Raw genomic sequence first — 16131 nt, 5'->3', positions numbered from 1 at the left:
AAATGATTCTTTTTATCGTCAATATAACTCACTCTAAAAACACTGTTTAAGAAAAATCCCTCCGCGCGACTTACCTATTCTTAATCATTTTTTTACCAATTATTTATTGCCCATAAAATGAATCAATTGACAGGTAATCGTCCTCATCATAAATTTACGCGTGCTGAAAAAGCGTGCTAACACTGATGACATATTTGTTACAAAAATATATACCCTAAATAATTCAAGTTTCAGGAAGGCGGCAAGAGAGGGAGTCCCGATGAGCTTACTTGAGTAAGTGATTCGGGTGACTAAGCGCAGCCAACGCACATGCAACTTGAAGTATGACGGATAAAGTTACAAAAACTCCATCACGCACAATATAGGGTCAATAGCCCGCTCATTATAAATAGTGCCCGACATTATTTTATATCGGCGAGTCAGTAACCCAAAAAAATTCAGTATACCCATTTGAATAACTTGAATATTTACACAGCAATATGCCTGACAGATTTCACAGGATGTACCACGCGGCAGCGACACAGCGTTTCAGCCTCTGTAATAATCAGAACGACTGAGACGAGGAAAGCGGTCAGTATGGCGGAACCTGGAAACTGAGCGGGATACGTACGCCGGGGTTTCTAATGAGAGTGAATACACCTGTTACACAGCAGGAGTATCTGTTAGACATGGACACCATATTGATGTCCACGACAAATATTCATAGCCACATTACTTATGCCAACTCTGCCTTCATTAAGGTTAGCGGTTTTTCTGAAGAGCAGCTCATCAACCAACCCCACAATATCGTGCGTCACCCTGACATGCCCGTTGAAGCCTACGCCGACATGTGGTTTACGTTGAAACAAGGCGATAGCTGGACAGGACTCGTTAAAAACCGTCGCAACAACGGTGACCACTACTGGGTTCGCGCCAACGTTACGCCAGTCTACCAGCAGGAACATCTCGCAGGCTATATCTCGGTGCGTAACACACCCAGCGCCGAAGAGATCAAGTCTGCCGAAACGCTGTATAGCGCTGTGCAGAAAAAGCAGGCAGGTAACATTAAGTTCTACAAAGGGTTGGTTGTTCGCACCGGACTCTTTTCTCCCCTGTCGATCTTGCAGAAATTGTCAGTCCGCTGGCGCTTGCGCATCGCGGTATTGACGGCGGGGCTCATTCCCACGCTGCTTGCTTTCAGCGGTATGAATCCGCTGTGGTTGCTGGCACTGGCGCTGTTACTGATTGTAATTCTGGATCAGTTTCTGCAAAAGCAAATTGCCCAGCCAATCAGGATGATACTGAAACAGGCTCAGCATGTGGTCTCGGGCCGTAAAGTAAAGCATATTCATCTGAATCGGGTCGACGAAATCGGCTTACTGCTACGCTCCGTTAACCAGTTCGGCCTGAATTTGCACTCGCTTGTTGATGACGTCAGCACGCAGGTAAACGGTATTACCAACGTTAGCCATAAGCTGGCAGAAAATAATATCGATCTGAACACGCGTACAGAAGAAACATCGGCAAACCTGCAACAAACCGCCGCCGCCATTGAAGAAATTACCGTTGCCGTGCAGCAGAGTGCTGAAACGGCGGCACAGGCCACCACAATGGCTGAAGCCGCCAGCAGTACCGCGCTTAAGGGGGGCAATATCATGAAGGAAACCATCGGCATGATGGATTCCATTTCCAGCGCCAGTGATAAGATCGTTGATATCATTGGCGTGATAGACAGCATTGCCTTCCAGACTAACATTCTTGCGCTGAATGCGGCGGTTGAAGCAGCGCGTGCCGGCGTCCAGGGACGGGGGTTTGCCGTGGTGGCCGCCGAAGTTCGCAATTTAGCGCAGCATTCAGCCTCCGCAGCCAAAGAGATTAAAGCGCTCATCGACGCCAACGTTGAAAGCGTAAAACAGGGCAGCACCATGGTAGAAAACGCGGGCAAACATATCAGCGACATTGTTGATGAAGTCTTGCAGGTCTCTACCATGATCAAAGAGATCAGCAACGCAACGCACGAGCAAACCTCAGCATTGGGCCTGATCAATACCTCTATTGCACAGATAGAACAAATGACACAGCGCAATACCGATATGGTTACGCACTCAACAGAAGCCGCTGAAGGGCTAAACCTTCAGGCAAGGCGGCTGAATAGCGCGATTAACGTATACGGTAGCTAACGGACGTCACCCCCTCGGTTGCGGCAAGGGAGCAGGAAAGCGCCCTTGCCAGTTCCTTTTTCCCGCCAGAAAGACACAATAGTCTCATCCATTTGTAAGCTTTTCGTAAAGAACAGAGTGGTACAGCCGATAACAATCGGAGAATTGACTTATTTCAGGAGGAAGTGATGTCCATTACAGTGAATACGGTGTCAAACGTAACAGCGACGGCCTCTGCGGCCAATAAGCCTGCAACGAATAAGGCTTCATCTAATACAGAGAGTAAAGCTGCCTCTACCGCTGATACGGGTAGTGGTGCTCAGCAAAAAATTGCTGCATTACAAAATCAAATCAAAGTGCTAACCAAAAAGTTAAAAGAACTGGGTGCTAAAGCTGCCGATGCGCAAAGTGAGAATGAACGTAAACTCATTAAGCAACAGCAGCAGATGATTCAGGCGCAAATACAGGCGCTCTATGCCGAAATTGCCCGTATCCAAAAAGAAGAAGCAGAAAAGAAAGCGGCCGAGGCTGCATCAAAAGCGACATCACAACAAACTGAAAATAAAGAAAAAAAGGGCGGAGTTAATATCTACGTCTGACAGCAATATTTGACACATTCCCGTCTTTGTTTCTCTCTCTTTCCTGGCTGATACATTTTGTTACATGAGCTGTCAGGAAAGTGAGTATTTCATGCTTCATTGCCAACAATATCCCCTTCGAGAAAGTGCTTAAATTGCCGATATAACGGCTTGTACCCCGAATAATTCGGGTATATCGGCATCTTTTCATTTTCAGGAGGGAAAATGTCAAACACCATCAGCAGTATCAGCGTATCGACAACAACAGCAAGCAGCAGTAAAAGCAGCAACACCTCAGAGCAACAGATTGCGCAGCTAACCAAGCAAGTTCAGGCACTTACCAAACAAGTGAATAAACTGACCGAATCAGCTTCCAGCGCAGAAAGTGATGATGAACGTAAACTGATCGAACAGCAGCAGCAGGCCATTCAAGCACAGATCCAGGCGTTACAGGCACAAATTGCCCGCTTGCAGAGTGAAAAATCAGAACAGCAGTCTGATTCCACCTCTTCGGCTCAAAGTGCTAAACAAGAAGGCGTCAACCGCCCGACAGCAGATAACCAGATTAATATCTACGTCTAGTCTGCGTCAGGGATGGAGTAGCCGGTAAATGTAAAAGGTCGCTTGATTGAAGCGACCTTTTTTTCGTCAGAGATTACCGCAGGAACCGAATCGTCAGGAACGGGGCCGTTTCAGCGGTGTTACCAACCCTTGCAGACCCTCTATCTTTATTGCCAGCGTAATTTGCATCAATTCCCCCAAGCGGCCATTAGGAAATTCACCCTTGCGGGAGAACCACAGCAGGTACTCTTCCGGTAAATCAATCAACGCTCGCCCCTTGTATTTACCAAAGGGCATCTGCATCGTGGCAATGTCTATCAGGTCTTCTTTTTCCACCCGCTTACTCTCCCAACAGCCGGATCATTTCCGCCTCATCGATCACCGTGATCCCCAGTTCCTGAGCCTTCGCCAGCTTGGAGCCAGCGGCTTCACCAGCGATCACCATATCGGTTTTTTTCGAGACACTCCCACTCACTTTTGCCCCTAACGCCGTTAGCCGATCTTTGGCTTCGTCGCGGGACAAAATAGTCAACGATCCGGTCAATACCACCGTTTTCCCCGCAAATGGGCTGTCGATCTCTTCAGCCTTGACGACCACAACCTCAGGCCAGTGAATGTTGATGCCTGCGGGATCGGTCAGTTCGCGAATAACGGTTTGGTTATGCTCTTCTTCCAGGAAATGACGCACGTGTGCGGCAACGACTTTACCGACATCCGGCACCGCCAGTAGCGTCTCTTCATCGGCGGCAAACAGCGCCTCCAGCGAACCAAAATAGGCGGCCAGATTGGCAGCCGTCGATTCGCCAACGTCGCGGATCCCCAACGCATACAGAAAACGCGCCAGCGTGGTGCTTTTCGCTTTTTCCAGCGCATTAACCAGATTCGTCGCTGATTTAGGCCCCATGCGATCCAGCCCTGTCATGATCCCGGCACTCAGGCGAAACAGATCGGCTGGCGTCTTGACGTACTCTTTTTCCACCAGCTGATCGATGATCTTATCGCCCATGCCTTCCACATCCAATGCACGACGAGAAACAAAATGCTTCAGCGCCTCTTTGCGCTGGGCGCCACAGATCAAACCACCGGTACAACGCGTAACGGCTTCCCCTTCCACACGTTCAACATCCGAACCACACACGGGGCAGGCCGAAGGGAACACAATCGGCTGCACCGTTTCTGGCCGTTCAGATTCCACAATGCCGACGATCTGCGGGATCACATCCCCCGCTCGACGAACAATCACGCGATCGCCAATCTGCAAACCCAGCCGCTCAATTTCATCAGCATTGTGCAGTGTGGCATTGCTGACGATGACCCCGGCCACGGCGACTGGCTCCAGACGCGCAACAGGTGTAATCGCCCCTGTCCGCCCAACCTGAAACTCAACATCGCGTACCCAGGTCAGCTGTTCCTGTGCCGGGAATTTAAAGGCCACCGCCCAGCGAGGCGCACGGGCAACGAACCCTAACCGTTCCTGCAGCTCCAGAGAGTCAACTTTGACAACGACGCCGTCAATATCAAAGCCTAACGAACTGCGGGTCTGTTCGACGTGACGATAAAAGTCGAGTACTTCGGCCGGACCGGTACATAACTTAATTTTGTCACTAACCGGCAGCCCCCATGCCTTGAACTGCATCAGACGCTCCCAGTGGCTGGCGGGCAGTTCACCGCCTTCCAGCAAGCCAACGCCATAGCAGAAAAAGGTCAGCGGACGCTTAGCCGTAATGCGTGGGTCGAGCTGACGCAGCGATCCGGCGGCGGCGTTACGCGGGTTGGCAAATACTTTGCTCCCCGTACGGCGTGCTTCTTCATTCAGCTTTTCAAAACCGCTGTGTTTCATAAACACTTCACCGCGCACTTCGACACGGCGCGGAATATTTTCACCTTCAAGGCGCAACGGAATTGCCGCAACGGTGCGAATGTTACTGGTGATATTTTCACCGGTCGTGCCATCCCCACGCGTGGCCGCCTGCACCAGAACGCCGTCTTCATACAACAGGCTGACCGCTAAACCATCCAGCTTCAGCTCGCAGCAGAATGTCAGATCGTCACCGTTTTTCAGCCTGTCGCCAATTCGCTTGCTGAAGGCCAAATAGCTCTCTTCATCAAAGACGTTATCCAGCGATAACATCGGCACTTCATGGCGCACCTGTTCGAATGCCGCCAGCGGCGCTGCCCCCACACGCTGCGTCGGAGAATCGCTGGTCACCAGCTCGGGATGATCCGCCTCTAACGCTTTCAGTTCCTGCATGAGTTTGTCATATTCGACATCAGGGATTTCGGGCGCATCTTCAACGTGATATTTGTATTCGTGATGGCGTAAGACCCGGCGCAACTCCGCTACCCGCAGTGCGACCACATTCACTTCGGCTGGTTCTTTCTTCACTGGTTTCATACCTGTTTTATCTGACGTGTCGCCCTGTCGGCGTTATGATTGTTATGATTCTCGCTCGTGGTGTGACAGAGCGAGAATCATTAGCTTGCGGTCTGAACGGCTTCATGATGATTCGAGTGCCGTCAGTTTGGCTTTTTAAGATTTAGACGCGTTAGCTTTAATCGTGTTGATGATGTTCGTCGTGGAGCAGCCGTCCTCAAAGTTCAGCACTTTCACTTCACCGCCGTTGGCCCAGACCTCTTCGCTGCCGGCGATTTCATGTGGCTGGTAGTCCCCGCCTTTCACCAGAATGTCCGGCAGAATGCTGGCAATCAGGCGCTGTGGCGTATCTTCTTCAAACGGCACAACCCAGTCTACAGCTTCCAATGCACCCAGTACGATCATGCGCTGTGGCAACGGGTTAACGGGACGCGTTGGCCCCTTCAGGCGTTTGGTTGACGCATCGCTGTTGACTGCAACGATTAACCGATCGCCAAGTTTACGGGCATTTGCCAGATAGGACACATGTCCGGCATGCAGAATATCGAAGCAACCGTTGGTCATCACAATCTTTTCGCCACGCTGACGCGCCAGTTCAACGACCTTTTTCAGCTGTTCTTCTGTCATCACGCCAAATCCGGTGTCGGCACGGCCACGGATAGCATTTTCCAGCTCAATCGGTGTGACCGTTGATGTGCCCAGCTTGCCAACGACGACGCCTGCGGCGGCATTCGCCAGGAAACAGGCCTCTTCCAGCGGATTACCCGCCGCCAGCGCAGCGGCCAGCACACCAATGACGGTATCGCCGGCGCCGGTCACGTCATACACTTCCTGCGCCTGCGTAGGCAAATGCAGCGGTGCTTTGCCCGGCTGTAGCAGCGTCATCCCTTGTTCGGAACGCGTAATCAGCAACGCGGACAGCTCGTAATCAGCGACCAGTTGCATGCCGCGCTCAACCAGCTCTTCTTCCGTTTTGCAACGCCCTGCCACCGCTTCAAACTCAGACAGGTTTGGCGTCAGCAACGTCGCGCCACGATAGCGGGCAAAATCCGTGCCTTTCGGGTCGATCAGCACTGGAACACCCGCTGCTTTTGCCGTCTGAATCATGGTTTGCACATGCGCTAATGCGCCTTTTGCATAGTCAGACAGCACCAGTGCGCCAATTTTTGGCAGCGCCAGTTGAATACGCTCGATGATCGGCTGAGGATCAATTCCCTCAAAGCCTTCCTCAAAATCCAGTCGGATCAGCTGCTGATTACGCGACAGCACGCGCAGTTTGGTAATCGTCGGGTGCGTAGGAACCGAGACAAAGTCGCACTTCACGTTGACTTCGCCAAGTTTGGCATTCAGCGCGCGAGCGGCATCATCAATGCCCGTTAACCCCACCAGACGCGATCCCGCCCCCAACGCAGCGATGTTCATGGCGACGTTCGCCGCGCCGCCAGGGCGTTCTTCGATCGTATCAACCTTGACCACAGGTACCGGTGCCTCTGGTGAAATTCGGCTGGTCGGCCCATACCAGTAACGATCCAGCATGACATCACCCACCACTAACACACCCGCTTGACGGAAATCAGGCAGCGTCACTTTCATCCTCTACTCCAGGCTTATTTCGCATAATGCGCGTAATAATATCATAGGCACAATCATTACACGTCACTGCAGCACGGCTCTTTGCTGAGCATTGGGCCGCATACCCCATCATCATATAGCTAAGGGGAACCTAGGCTCCCACTAACCACTTATTCCAACTCACCAGCACCTGCTCCCGTTCTGCAACAAACCGATCCTTGCTGACCCGGCCGGACAGTTCCTGCAAGGCCAGATGGTGCAACTCATTGCGCATGGTGACGTAGGCCAGTTTGAGCGCATTGGCTTCGCTCTCTTCCATCACGCCATACTGCGCCATCAGTTCCAGAATGCGCACATTGTCTGACCAACGGGTCAAACGCGGTTCCTGAGCGGCATAACGCAGCACCAGATATTGGGCAATAAATTCGATATCAGTAATGCCGCCCGCATCCGTTTTGATGTCAAAGAGCGCTTTATCTTTGTTCGCCAGATGCTGACGCATTTTTTCCCGCATTTCTCGCACTTCAGTCCGCAGGGTATCCGCGTCACGCTCTGCACACAGGATGCTGCGTCGAATAGACTCAAAGGTCTGCTGCACGCCGCTTTCGCCGTACACCATACGCGCGCGTACCAACGCCTGATGTTCCCACGTCCACGCTTCCTTACGCTGATACTCATCAAAGGCTTCTACCGTACTCACCAGCATGCCAGCCGCCCCCGATGGCCGCAGACGAGCATCCACTTCATACAAAATACCTGATGACGTCCGGGTGCTAAACAGGTGCATCACACGCTGCGCGAGGCGCAGGTAGAACTGGCGGCCATCAATACTGCGTTCGCCATCCGTCATCACGTCCGACGGGCAGTCCAGCAAGAACACCAGATCCAGATCGGAGCTATACCCCAGTTCCCAACCGCCGAGCTTGCCATAGGCAATAACGGCAAACCCACGGCCTTCGCGGTGCTGTAAATGGGACGGCTGGCCGTAGCGTGCCACCATCTGTCCCCACGCCTGCTGAACGACTGCCGCGATAATCGCTTCCGCCAGATACGTTAAGTGATCGCTCACTTTCATTACTGGCAGTACGCCACCGATATCTCCTGCGGCGATGCGCAGTTGCTGCGACTGTTTAAACTGGCGAACCGCTTCCAACTGTTGTTCTTCATCATCCTCAGGTACGCGCATCAAATACTGGCGTAGCTCATCGGCATACGCGCCCGGAGCCGTCGGCTGATACAGCGTTGACGCATCGAGCAATTCATCCAACAGAAGGGGGTAGCGCGCCAGTTGGCTGGCAACCATCGGCGAGGCCGCACACAGGCGAATCAGCTGACCGAGCGCAGCACGGGACTCCAGCAACAGTTCGAGATAGGTCGTACGTGTGACGATCCCCAGCAGCAACGGTGTCAGACGAGACAGCACGCTATCGGCTTCCTGACGAGCACAGACCTCCGCCAGCAAGCACGGCATGAGCTGATCCAGCACATCCCGCCCACGTGGTCCAATTGTGCGTTTCGCCACATCGTTGCGGAATTCCACAATCGTCCGCATCAGCTTTTCACGCACGGTTTCCGTGAGGTGCGGCGTCAGTGGAGCCAGTTCGCCGTCATCCAGCGTATCCTGCCATAGGCTGCTATAGCTGCCATGTTCGGGGATATCATTATTGTCCGGCGCATCATCGCCAATCAGATCGTCAAATACGCGGCGCACCGACTGCATATGCTCCGACAGCATCGATTGCAGCGTGTCCCAGCTATCTACCCCCATTCCCCATGCCAGACGCTGCTGGTTCAGTTCATCCCCCGGCAGCGTTTGTGTCTGCTCATCGGCAATGGCTTGTAACAGGTTCTCCAGACGACGCAGAAACAGATAAGAAGTACTGAGATCGAGCACCTGTTGTGGCGTTAATAACCCCAGCGCCCCTACATGGTGGAGCGTAGGCAGCAGCGAGCGTCCCTGTAATCCCGGCTCACGCCCGCCACGGATCAGTTGGAAAACCTGCGTAATAAATTCGATTTCACGAATCCCGCCAGCACCCAGTTTAATGTTGTTGCGCAGATCGCGGCGACGCACCTCGCGGGCAATCATGCCCTTCATATTTCGCAGCGACTGGATGACGCTAAAATCAATATAGCGCCGAAAAACAAAGGGCTTCAGCGTGCTACGCAGCTCCTGACTGTAAGCGTCGTCCATTCCGCCCATCAGGCGCGCTTTGACCATCGCATAGCGTTCCCAGTCTCGTCCCTGCTCCTGATAATAATCTTCCATGGCCGCAAAGCTGAGCACCAGCGGCCCGCTGTCGCCGAAGGGGCGTAGTCGCATATCCACGCGGTAAACAAAACCGTCGACAGTAGGCTGATCCAGCACCTTAATGAGCCGCTGCCCCAGACGCGTGAAGAACTGCGCGTTATCCAGCTCGCGCCGTCCACCTTGCGTATGACCATTTTCGGGATAGACGAAAATCAGATCGATGTCCGAAGAGAAGTTAAGTTCTCCCCCACCCAATTTTCCCATGCCAAGAATCAGCAGAGGCTGAGCCACGCCCTGCGCATTGCAAGGTGTGCCCCATTCACGGCAGCATGCCTGATATAACCAGCTTCTGGCCGCCACAATCACCACCTCGGCCAGTTCGCTCAACTGACGCAGCGTATGTTCCGTGGTACTGGTTTGCAGCGCCTGCGACCACGCAATCCGCGTCAGCATATGGCGACGAAACCGACGCAATGCCGCCATCAACGCATTTTCATCGTTAACGTCGGACAGAGCGTCGCGCAGCCAGTCGGCGTAGTGCTGCCACTCTTCAGGCTGCGGCGGTTGCTGATGAATCCCTTGCCACCAGTCAGGGTGCAGCGCAAGCGCATCGCTGACAAAATCGCTCAATGCCAAAACAGCGGCATCGCTGTCCGTTATCGGTTCATTCGGTGCAGTTTCCCGCAAACGCGCGAGTGCACGTTGAGATTGTTCCGTCAGAAGCACAGGTAAAGCAGGCAAAGGAAGTATCGGCATGGGGGTTCCCTTGATGCGCCGCCTATCCTCACTGACAAGCGGCAGTTAACGGTTACTGTGACTGTCCGCCGCTATGTAGCCAGAACGGCGACAAGGCCAGGGCCTCTTTACGATAGGCTTCCAGATACACGGAAGGCGCTTTCCCGGCAGCGAGACGCTCCAGTTCCTGTAGCAACATCCGCCAGTGTTCAAGGTAGGCTTCTACCTGTTCCGCCGGATACGCGCCGGATAAGAGAAGAAAAGCGCAGATATTACGTTGTAGACGAGGGATTTGCTGTTCGTACTGCGCTTCTGTCAATTTAGAAGAAAAGGCGCTTTTCAAGTCCGCCGTGCTGCGACTTAGCATAATGTCGGCAAAGCGTTTGAACGATCCCTGTAGCTTAATGCGATCTTTATTATCCATATGGTCACGCCAGCCAGACTCGATCAGCCAAGAAGTCAGTACCAACTTACTTTGCAGGTAGTCGACGCTGTAGCACACTTCCGCGCCATCGGAGCTTTGTAGTCGGGCTTCCAAAGTGGCGAGTGCAGAGCGAAAAAGCGTAGTGACCTTGCGTAACACAACGCCACCCACCAGCACCAGCATTTCGCGCATTAACGCACTGGCTTCTGGCAGGGCTTCACGGGCAGAGGCATTTCCTCTTACCCACAGTTCTTCGTGGTATTGCCAGTGACTCAACCCCAGTTCCAGCGCCGCGCGGATGGCCTGATCGATATTGGTTTTTGCATCCACAACCAATCGATTGAGAGGCAGACACTCACGAACCGGGTTGCCTTTAGCCAGATGGTATCCACGCGCCGCCTTACTCAAGCTACCCTGCCGCATACCACCAAATTCTGCGATTTCCTTTGCCAGTTCCAGCAGGTGGGTAGTCTGACCAATCTTAAGTTCCATTTCCAATTCGCACAGCGGTTCACTCAGGTCGCCAGCACGAATTTCACCACGATCTAACGCAACTTCAATCACGCTTTGGTAGTAAGTAAATACCCACTTTTCACGCGTAAAATCCGTACTAAACAGCGGTTTGAGCGACGATTGCAACGCTTCAACCTCGCAATCTTCCGGCCAGACGTCTGCCGGAAACAGGCTGAGATCCAGCTCGGCTTTCTCCAGCTCAACGTTATATTCTGGGTGTTGATGTAGCCCGCCAATCACCTTGCCGGCCGTTTTCACCGTCATTTCATAGCGCTCATTTTCGCCACGAATACGCAGGCCAATACCGTTGCGGCGCAGATAATTATCATCTGTTTCATAATAGACATTGCTCAGGCGCTGAGCGCGCATGTGCTCATACTGACTATAATCGCTCTCCCATTCAGCCAACTGCGTTAACAGCGATTCAACGCTGTCGGGATGAACAATAAATTTCAGCTCAATTTCTTCACTCATAGCATTCACAACACCAAGACCACGTTCATTATCCTGTCAGTAAATAACATTTTACTTCACCTTACTACTCTTACCGCACACACTCTTTTTCACCTGCGAACAAGCGCGCATTTCTTATGCAAACCAGCCATCAGCTACACGACTTTCCCCTGCTTAAACACGCCGCGCACCGCCTTCTAAGACTGTTCTCATTTCGGTTTATACATTGCCTCGTCAGACTTAAGCCTCTACTATCAGACCACCATTAACGCAACATGATGATCTTATGCAGAAATTAGGCTTACTCTGTTTTACTTTATTTTCTCTCACGCTGAGCTGGACCGCACAGGCGGAAGAAAAACGCTATATTTCCGATGAGTTATTGACGTATGTCCACAGCGGGCCGGGCAATCAATATCGTATCGTCGGCACACTGAATGCAGGTGCAGAGGTCACGTTGCTCAGCGTTAATGAAAACGCGGGCTATGCGCAGATCCGTGATGACAAAAACCGCACCACCTGGATCCCTCTCGACCAGCTTAGCAATACGCCAAGCCTGCGCACGCGGGTGCCGGAGCTGGAAAATCAGGTTAAAGACCTGACGGACAAACTGAATAATATCGATCAGACCTGGAACCAGCGTACCGCTGATATGCAGCAGAAAGTCGCGGCCAGCGATGGTGTTATTAACGGATTGCGTCAGGAAAACCAGGATCTGAAAAATCAGCTTATCGTTGCGCAGAAGAAAGTCAGCGCGGCGAATGTCCAGCTTGATGATAAGCAGCGCACCATTATTCTACAGTGGTTTATGTATGGCGGCGGAGTTGCCGGCATAGGCTTGTTGCTGGGTCTGCTGTTACCGCACATCATCCCCCGCAAAAAGAAAAATGACCGCTGGATGAGCTAATCGAAATAAGTGCCTGCTTCTTGCAGGCATTTTTCTTTGCAGCCAACGCGGCGGCGCAAAGATGGTAGTATGTGGTGAAGTATTGGTTATTTATTCAGGAGCCCGACATTGAAGATTTACCTTGTCGGCGGTGCTGTTCGGGACAGCCTGCTGGGTTTACCCGTCACCGAGAAAGATTGGGTGGTGGTTGGCGCTACGCCGGAGGAGCTGCTTGCGCAGGGCTACCAGCAGGTTGGAAAGGATTTTCCCGTTTTCTTACACCCCGTTAGCCACGATGAATACGCCCTCGCGCGTACCGAGCGTAAATCCGGCAAAGGCTATACCGGTTTTGTCTGTCATGCTGCCCCCGATGTCACGTTAGAGCAGGATTTACTGCGCCGCGATTTGACTATCAATGCCATTGCCCGCACCGAGCAGGGAGATCTCATCGACCCTTATCATGGTCGTCGCGATCTTGAGAATCACGTACTGCGCCACGTTTCCGACGCGTTCAGCGAGGATCCGCTACGGGTGCTGCGCGTTGCGCGTTTTGCCGCGCGTTTTGCTCATCTTGGCTTCCAGATCGCAGAAGAAACCATGGCGCTGATGCAAAAAATGGCGCATGAGGGCGAACTGGCCTATCTGACGCCAGAGCGAGTCTGGAAAGAGACGGAAAAAGCGCTTGGTACCTCATCACCCGATGTCTATTTTCAGGTGCTACGTGACTGCGGCGCGCTAGCCGTGCTGTTCCCTGAAATCGATAATCTGTATGGCGTACCCGCCCCCGCCAAATGGCACCCGGAGATCGATACCGGCATTCATACCATGATGACGGTAGCGATGGCCGCACGCCTCAGCCCTGAGATTGACGTACGCTTTGCTACGCTGTGCCACGATTTAGGAAAAGGGCTGACGCCTCCCGAACTGTGGCCACGGCATCACGGGCATGGTCCGGCAGGGGTCAAACTGGTTGAAGCGCTGTGTCAGCGCCTGCGCGTGCCTAACCCAATTCGCGATCTGGCGAAACTGGTTGCCGAATATCATGACCTGATTCATACCGTGCAGGTGCTGCAACCTAAAACCCTGCTGAAGTTATTTGATGCGATTGACGTCTGGCGCAAACCGCAGCGTTTGGAGCAGTTAGCGCTCACTAGCGAAGCTGACGCCCGAGGGCGGGCAGGTTTCGAAGATACGCCTTATCCGCAAGGCGACTATCTGCGTGAAGCCTTCCGCGTTGCCAGCCAGGTCAGCAGTGCGAGCGTGGTTGCCGACGGTTTTAAAGGCATCGACGTGCGCAATGAGCTGACACGTCGCCGCACTCTGGCATTGGCAGACTGGAAAGCACAACAGCCGGATGCATCCGCTACATCCTGAAACAAAGAGGCCACGCTAATGCGTGGCCTCTCCTCTATCTAACGACAACTGATAGAATTAGTCTTACATAAACACCATGTAAACGACGCCCGCGACGATAAAACGGTAAATCGCAAACGGGACAAACGAGATGCGTTTGATGATTTTCAGGAAGGTTTTAATCGCAATCAGCGCCACGAGAAACGCCGTCACGAAACCAACAGCAAACATCGGTACATCAGACAGCGACAGGAAGTGCCAGCTTTTATACAGATCCAGAACGGTCGCGCCCATCATCATGGGAACCGCCAGAATAAAAGAGAACTCAGAAGCCGCATAGCGGCTGACGCCCACCAGCATCCCGCCGGAAATGGTCGCCCCCGAACGAGAAAAACCGGGCCACAGCGCCAGACATTGAAAACAGCCAATCATAAAGGCCTGACGATGCGTGATGTCATCCAGCCCGACGGCACGCGGCTTTTTAGGTTTGAGCCATTCCGCCGCTAACAGCAGAAAACCACCGACAACCAGCGCGTACATCACGTTCTGTGGGTAAAACAGCGATTTGATCACGTCATGAAAAACCAGCCCAAGCACCACGGCGGGAATCATTGCCAGCAAGATGTGCGTCAATTTCAGTCGACCCGCTGTATGCCCTTCGTGCGGGACTTCACCGAAGTGAATCCCAATCAGACCAAAGAGGCGACGCCAGAACATGACGACAACGGCCAGAATCGAGCCAAGCTGAATAATCACTTCAAACGTCTTGGCTTTATCATCAACAAACCCTAACCAATGACCAACAATAATCATATGCCCCGTAGACGATACGGGCAAAAACTCGGTCAGTCCTTCGACCACGCCAAGAATAAATGCGATTAGCAATGAATGCAGGTCAGTCATCTAAAAATCCTTGCCTTAATAAAAACGAAAATTCAGCCCATAAAAAAGCGGCCGCGTACTTTCGCGAGCCGCTACACACACCCTAAATAATTCGAGTTGCAGGAAGGCGGCAAGCGAATGAGTCCCGATGAGCTTACTCAAGTAAGTGATTCGGGTGAGTGAACGCAGCCAACGCACATGCAGCTTGAAGTATGACGGGTATAACTGGCTTATAGACTATTTGGGTTACGGTTTAGTTGCACGTAAATCAGTATTTTTCTGTTAAATAAGATTTATCGCGCGCCGCGCTCAATAATGACCCCAACCTGACGCGCCTGCGCGACCGCGCCAGGCTTGCTGAGCTTGATCCGCAACCAGGGAATCGAGAAGCGCTGCATCAGCATGTGGGCGACTTCTTCAGCAACACGCTCCACCAGCGCAAAGCGCTGATTTGCTACATGAGCAATCACCGCCTCGCTGACATCCGCATAGCTCAGGCAGTCATTGACATCATCACTGGCGGCAGCCTGACGGTTATCCCAGCCCATTTCGATATCGAACACCAGTTTCTGCTGGATAGTCTGTTCCCAATCGTAAACACCGATCGTAGTGATTACAGTAAGTTCTTCAATAAATACGATATCCATCACGCCATTCTCTGTTTTTGTCGCTGTCGGATACCACTTCCGACGGAATGTGCGTATTATCCACAGATGAGAAGAGTAAAACGACCCTTATTAAACGGAATGGCGTTATGAGTGTTACCGCGCTTGGTATGATGTTAATCGCGTATCTGTGTGGCTCTATTTCCAGTGCGATTTTGTTCTGCAGAATGGCTGGGCTACCAGACCCGCGTCAGCATGGTTCCGGGAACCCCGGAGCCACTAACGTATTGCGTATTGGCGGCAAGGCTGCCGCTGCGACCGTATTGGTTTTTGATGTCCTGAAAGGCATGTTGCCAGTCTGGGCCGCTTACGCACTGGGCGTCTCCCCGTTGTATCTCGGGTTAACCGCCATTGCGGCCTGCCTCGGTCATATCTATCCAGTCTTTTTTCACTTTCGCGGCGGCAAAGGTGTGGCAACGGCTTTTGGCGCCATCGCGCCGATCGGCTGGGATCTGACGGGCCTGATGACTGGGACCTGGCTACTGACCGTCCTGCTGAGCGGCTATTCCTCACTCGGCGCCATCGTCAGTGCGCTCATCGCCCCGTTTTACGTTTGGTGGTTCAAGCCACAGTTTACGTTTCCCGTCGCGATGCTCTCTTGCCTGATACTGATGCGTCATCACGACAATATCCAACGTCTGTGGCGCGGGCAGGAAAGTAAAATCTGGAACAAGCTGCGGAAGAAGAAACAGCCAGAAGACGAGAAAACGTCTCCCGAAGAGTAAGACAAAAAAATTCCCGTTTTC

General features: G+C 52.6%; 13 protein-coding genes. 6 read left to right on the top strand and 7 right to left on the bottom strand.

Features of this window, described 5'->3' with window-relative positions; genetic code table 11:
- Positions 1-623: 623 nt before the first annotated feature.
- The 3 genes from AB8809_RS04515 to AB8809_RS04505 all read left to right on the top strand — a co-directional run bounded on the left by AB8809_RS04515 (position 624) and on the right by AB8809_RS04505 (position 3298).
- Complete coding sequence (locus tag AB8809_RS04515) at positions 624-2159, top strand: PAS domain-containing methyl-accepting chemotaxis protein (RefSeq protein WP_015841545.1); 1536 nt, start codon at positions 624-626, stop codon at positions 2157-2159.
- Positions 2160-2326: 167 nt separating this feature from the next.
- The gene (locus AB8809_RS04510; RefSeq protein ID WP_015841546.1) at positions 2327-2737 is read left to right on the top strand and encodes a FlxA-like family protein; all 411 of its coding nucleotides are present in this window, start codon (positions 2327-2329) and stop codon (positions 2735-2737) included.
- Between the two features lie 204 nt (positions 2738-2941).
- Positions 2942-3298, top strand: a complete 357-nt coding sequence (locus tag AB8809_RS04505; RefSeq protein WP_015841547.1) for a FlxA-like family protein — start codon at positions 2942-2944, stop codon at positions 3296-3298.
- Between the two features lie 93 nt (positions 3299-3391).
- Here AB8809_RS04505 and AB8809_RS04500 read toward each other — a convergent pair whose 3' ends face one another.
- From AB8809_RS04500 to AB8809_RS04480, 5 genes are all read right to left on the bottom strand, one after another.
- Positions 3392-3613, bottom strand: a complete 222-nt coding sequence (locus AB8809_RS04500; protein ID WP_015841548.1) for a DUF3820 family protein — start codon at positions 3611-3613, stop codon at positions 3392-3394.
- 4 nt (positions 3614-3617) lie between these two features.
- On the bottom strand, positions 3618-5672 hold the full coding sequence (ligA, locus tag AB8809_RS04495; protein WP_349854465.1) for an NAD-dependent DNA ligase LigA: 2055 nt from the start codon (positions 5670-5672) through the stop codon (positions 3618-3620).
- A 135-nt stretch (positions 5673-5807) separates the two neighbouring features.
- Positions 5808-7244: a bifunctional D-glycero-beta-D-manno-heptose-7-phosphate kinase/D-glycero-beta-D-manno-heptose 1-phosphate adenylyltransferase HldE gene (hldE, locus tag AB8809_RS04490; RefSeq protein WP_349854467.1), complete on the bottom strand. Its 1437-nt coding sequence runs from the start codon at positions 7242-7244 to the stop codon at positions 5808-5810.
- A 130-nt stretch (positions 7245-7374) separates the two neighbouring features.
- Entirely contained in the window at positions 7375-10230 is a 2856-nt protein-coding gene (gene glnE, locus AB8809_RS04485) for a bifunctional [glutamate--ammonia ligase]-adenylyl-L-tyrosine phosphorylase/[glutamate--ammonia-ligase] adenylyltransferase (protein WP_349854468.1), read from the bottom strand.
- 52 nt (positions 10231-10282) lie between these two features.
- On the bottom strand, positions 10283-11620 hold the full coding sequence (locus tag AB8809_RS04480) for an inorganic triphosphatase (protein WP_349854469.1): 1338 nt from the start codon (positions 11618-11620) through the stop codon (positions 10283-10285).
- A 265-nt stretch (positions 11621-11885) separates the two neighbouring features.
- Here AB8809_RS04480 and AB8809_RS04475 point away from each other — a divergent pair, with 265 nt between their 5' ends.
- Both AB8809_RS04475 and AB8809_RS04470 read left to right on the top strand, forming a co-directional pair.
- Positions 11886-12506 carry a TIGR04211 family SH3 domain-containing protein gene (locus AB8809_RS04475; RefSeq protein ID WP_015841553.1) on the top strand — a complete coding sequence of 207 codons (621 nt, stop codon included), beginning with the start codon at positions 11886-11888 and terminating at the stop codon, positions 12504-12506.
- Positions 12507-12614: 108 nt separating this feature from the next.
- On the top strand, positions 12615-13859 hold the full coding sequence (locus AB8809_RS04470) for a multifunctional CCA addition/repair protein (RefSeq protein WP_320702730.1): 1245 nt from the start codon (positions 12615-12617) through the stop codon (positions 13857-13859).
- A 63-nt stretch (positions 13860-13922) separates the two neighbouring features.
- On the opposite strand, the gene bacA is transcribed toward AB8809_RS04470, so the two are convergent.
- On the bottom strand, positions 13923-14741 hold the full coding sequence (bacA, locus tag AB8809_RS04465; protein WP_349854470.1) for an undecaprenyl-diphosphate phosphatase: 819 nt from the start codon (positions 14739-14741) through the stop codon (positions 13923-13925).
- 272 nt (positions 14742-15013) lie between these two features.
- Complete coding sequence (folB, locus tag AB8809_RS04460; RefSeq protein WP_015841556.1) at positions 15014-15367, bottom strand: bifunctional dihydroneopterin aldolase/7,8-dihydroneopterin epimerase; 354 nt, start codon at positions 15365-15367, stop codon at positions 15014-15016.
- 107 nt (positions 15368-15474) lie between these two features.
- On the opposite strand from folB, the gene plsY reads away from it, so the two are divergent.
- Positions 15475-16110 carry a glycerol-3-phosphate 1-O-acyltransferase PlsY gene (plsY, locus tag AB8809_RS04455; RefSeq protein WP_180778655.1) on the top strand — a complete coding sequence of 212 codons (636 nt, stop codon included), beginning with the start codon at positions 15475-15477 and terminating at the stop codon, positions 16108-16110.
- The last annotated feature ends 21 nt before the right edge of the window (positions 16111-16131 follow it).

Source organism: Pectobacterium aroidearum (assembly GCF_041228105.1).
GTDB classification, from domain to species: domain Bacteria; phylum Pseudomonadota; class Gammaproteobacteria; order Enterobacterales; family Enterobacteriaceae; genus Pectobacterium; species Pectobacterium aroidearum.
This window is presented reverse-complemented; position numbering and strand designations above follow the sequence as displayed.

Excerpts from the sequence above, each read along its gene's own strand:
- AB8809_RS04515 (WP_015841545.1), top strand. The coding sequence starts at position 624 with ATGAGAGTGAATACACCTGTTACACAGCAGGAGTATCTGTTAGACATG.
- AB8809_RS04510 (WP_015841546.1), top strand. The coding sequence starts at position 2,327 with ATGTCCATTACAGTGAATACGGTGTCAAACGTAACAGCGACGGCCTCT.
- AB8809_RS04505 (WP_015841547.1), top strand. The coding sequence starts at position 2,942 with ATGTCAAACACCATCAGCAGTATCAGCGTATCGACAACAACAGCAAGC.
- ligA (WP_349854465.1), bottom strand. The coding sequence starts at position 5,672 with ATGAAACCAGTGAAGAAAGAACCAGCCGAAGTGAATGTGGTCGCACTG.
- hldE (WP_349854467.1), bottom strand. The coding sequence starts at position 7,244 with ATGAAAGTGACGCTGCCTGATTTCCGTCAAGCGGGTGTGTTAGTGGTG.
- glnE (WP_349854468.1), bottom strand. The coding sequence starts at position 10,230 with ATGCCGATACTTCCTTTGCCTGCTTTACCTGTGCTTCTGACGGAACAA.
- AB8809_RS04480 (WP_349854469.1), bottom strand. The coding sequence starts at position 11,620 with ATGAGTGAAGAAATTGAGCTGAAATTTATTGTTCATCCCGACAGCGTT.
- AB8809_RS04475 (WP_015841553.1), top strand. The coding sequence starts at position 11,886 with ATGCAGAAATTAGGCTTACTCTGTTTTACTTTATTTTCTCTCACGCTG.
- bacA (WP_349854470.1), bottom strand. The coding sequence starts at position 14,741 with ATGACTGACCTGCATTCATTGCTAATCGCATTTATTCTTGGCGTGGTC.
- folB (WP_015841556.1), bottom strand. The coding sequence starts at position 15,367 with ATGGATATCGTATTTATTGAAGAACTTACTGTAATCACTACGATCGGT.
- plsY (WP_180778655.1), top strand. The coding sequence starts at position 15,475 with ATGAGTGTTACCGCGCTTGGTATGATGTTAATCGCGTATCTGTGTGGC.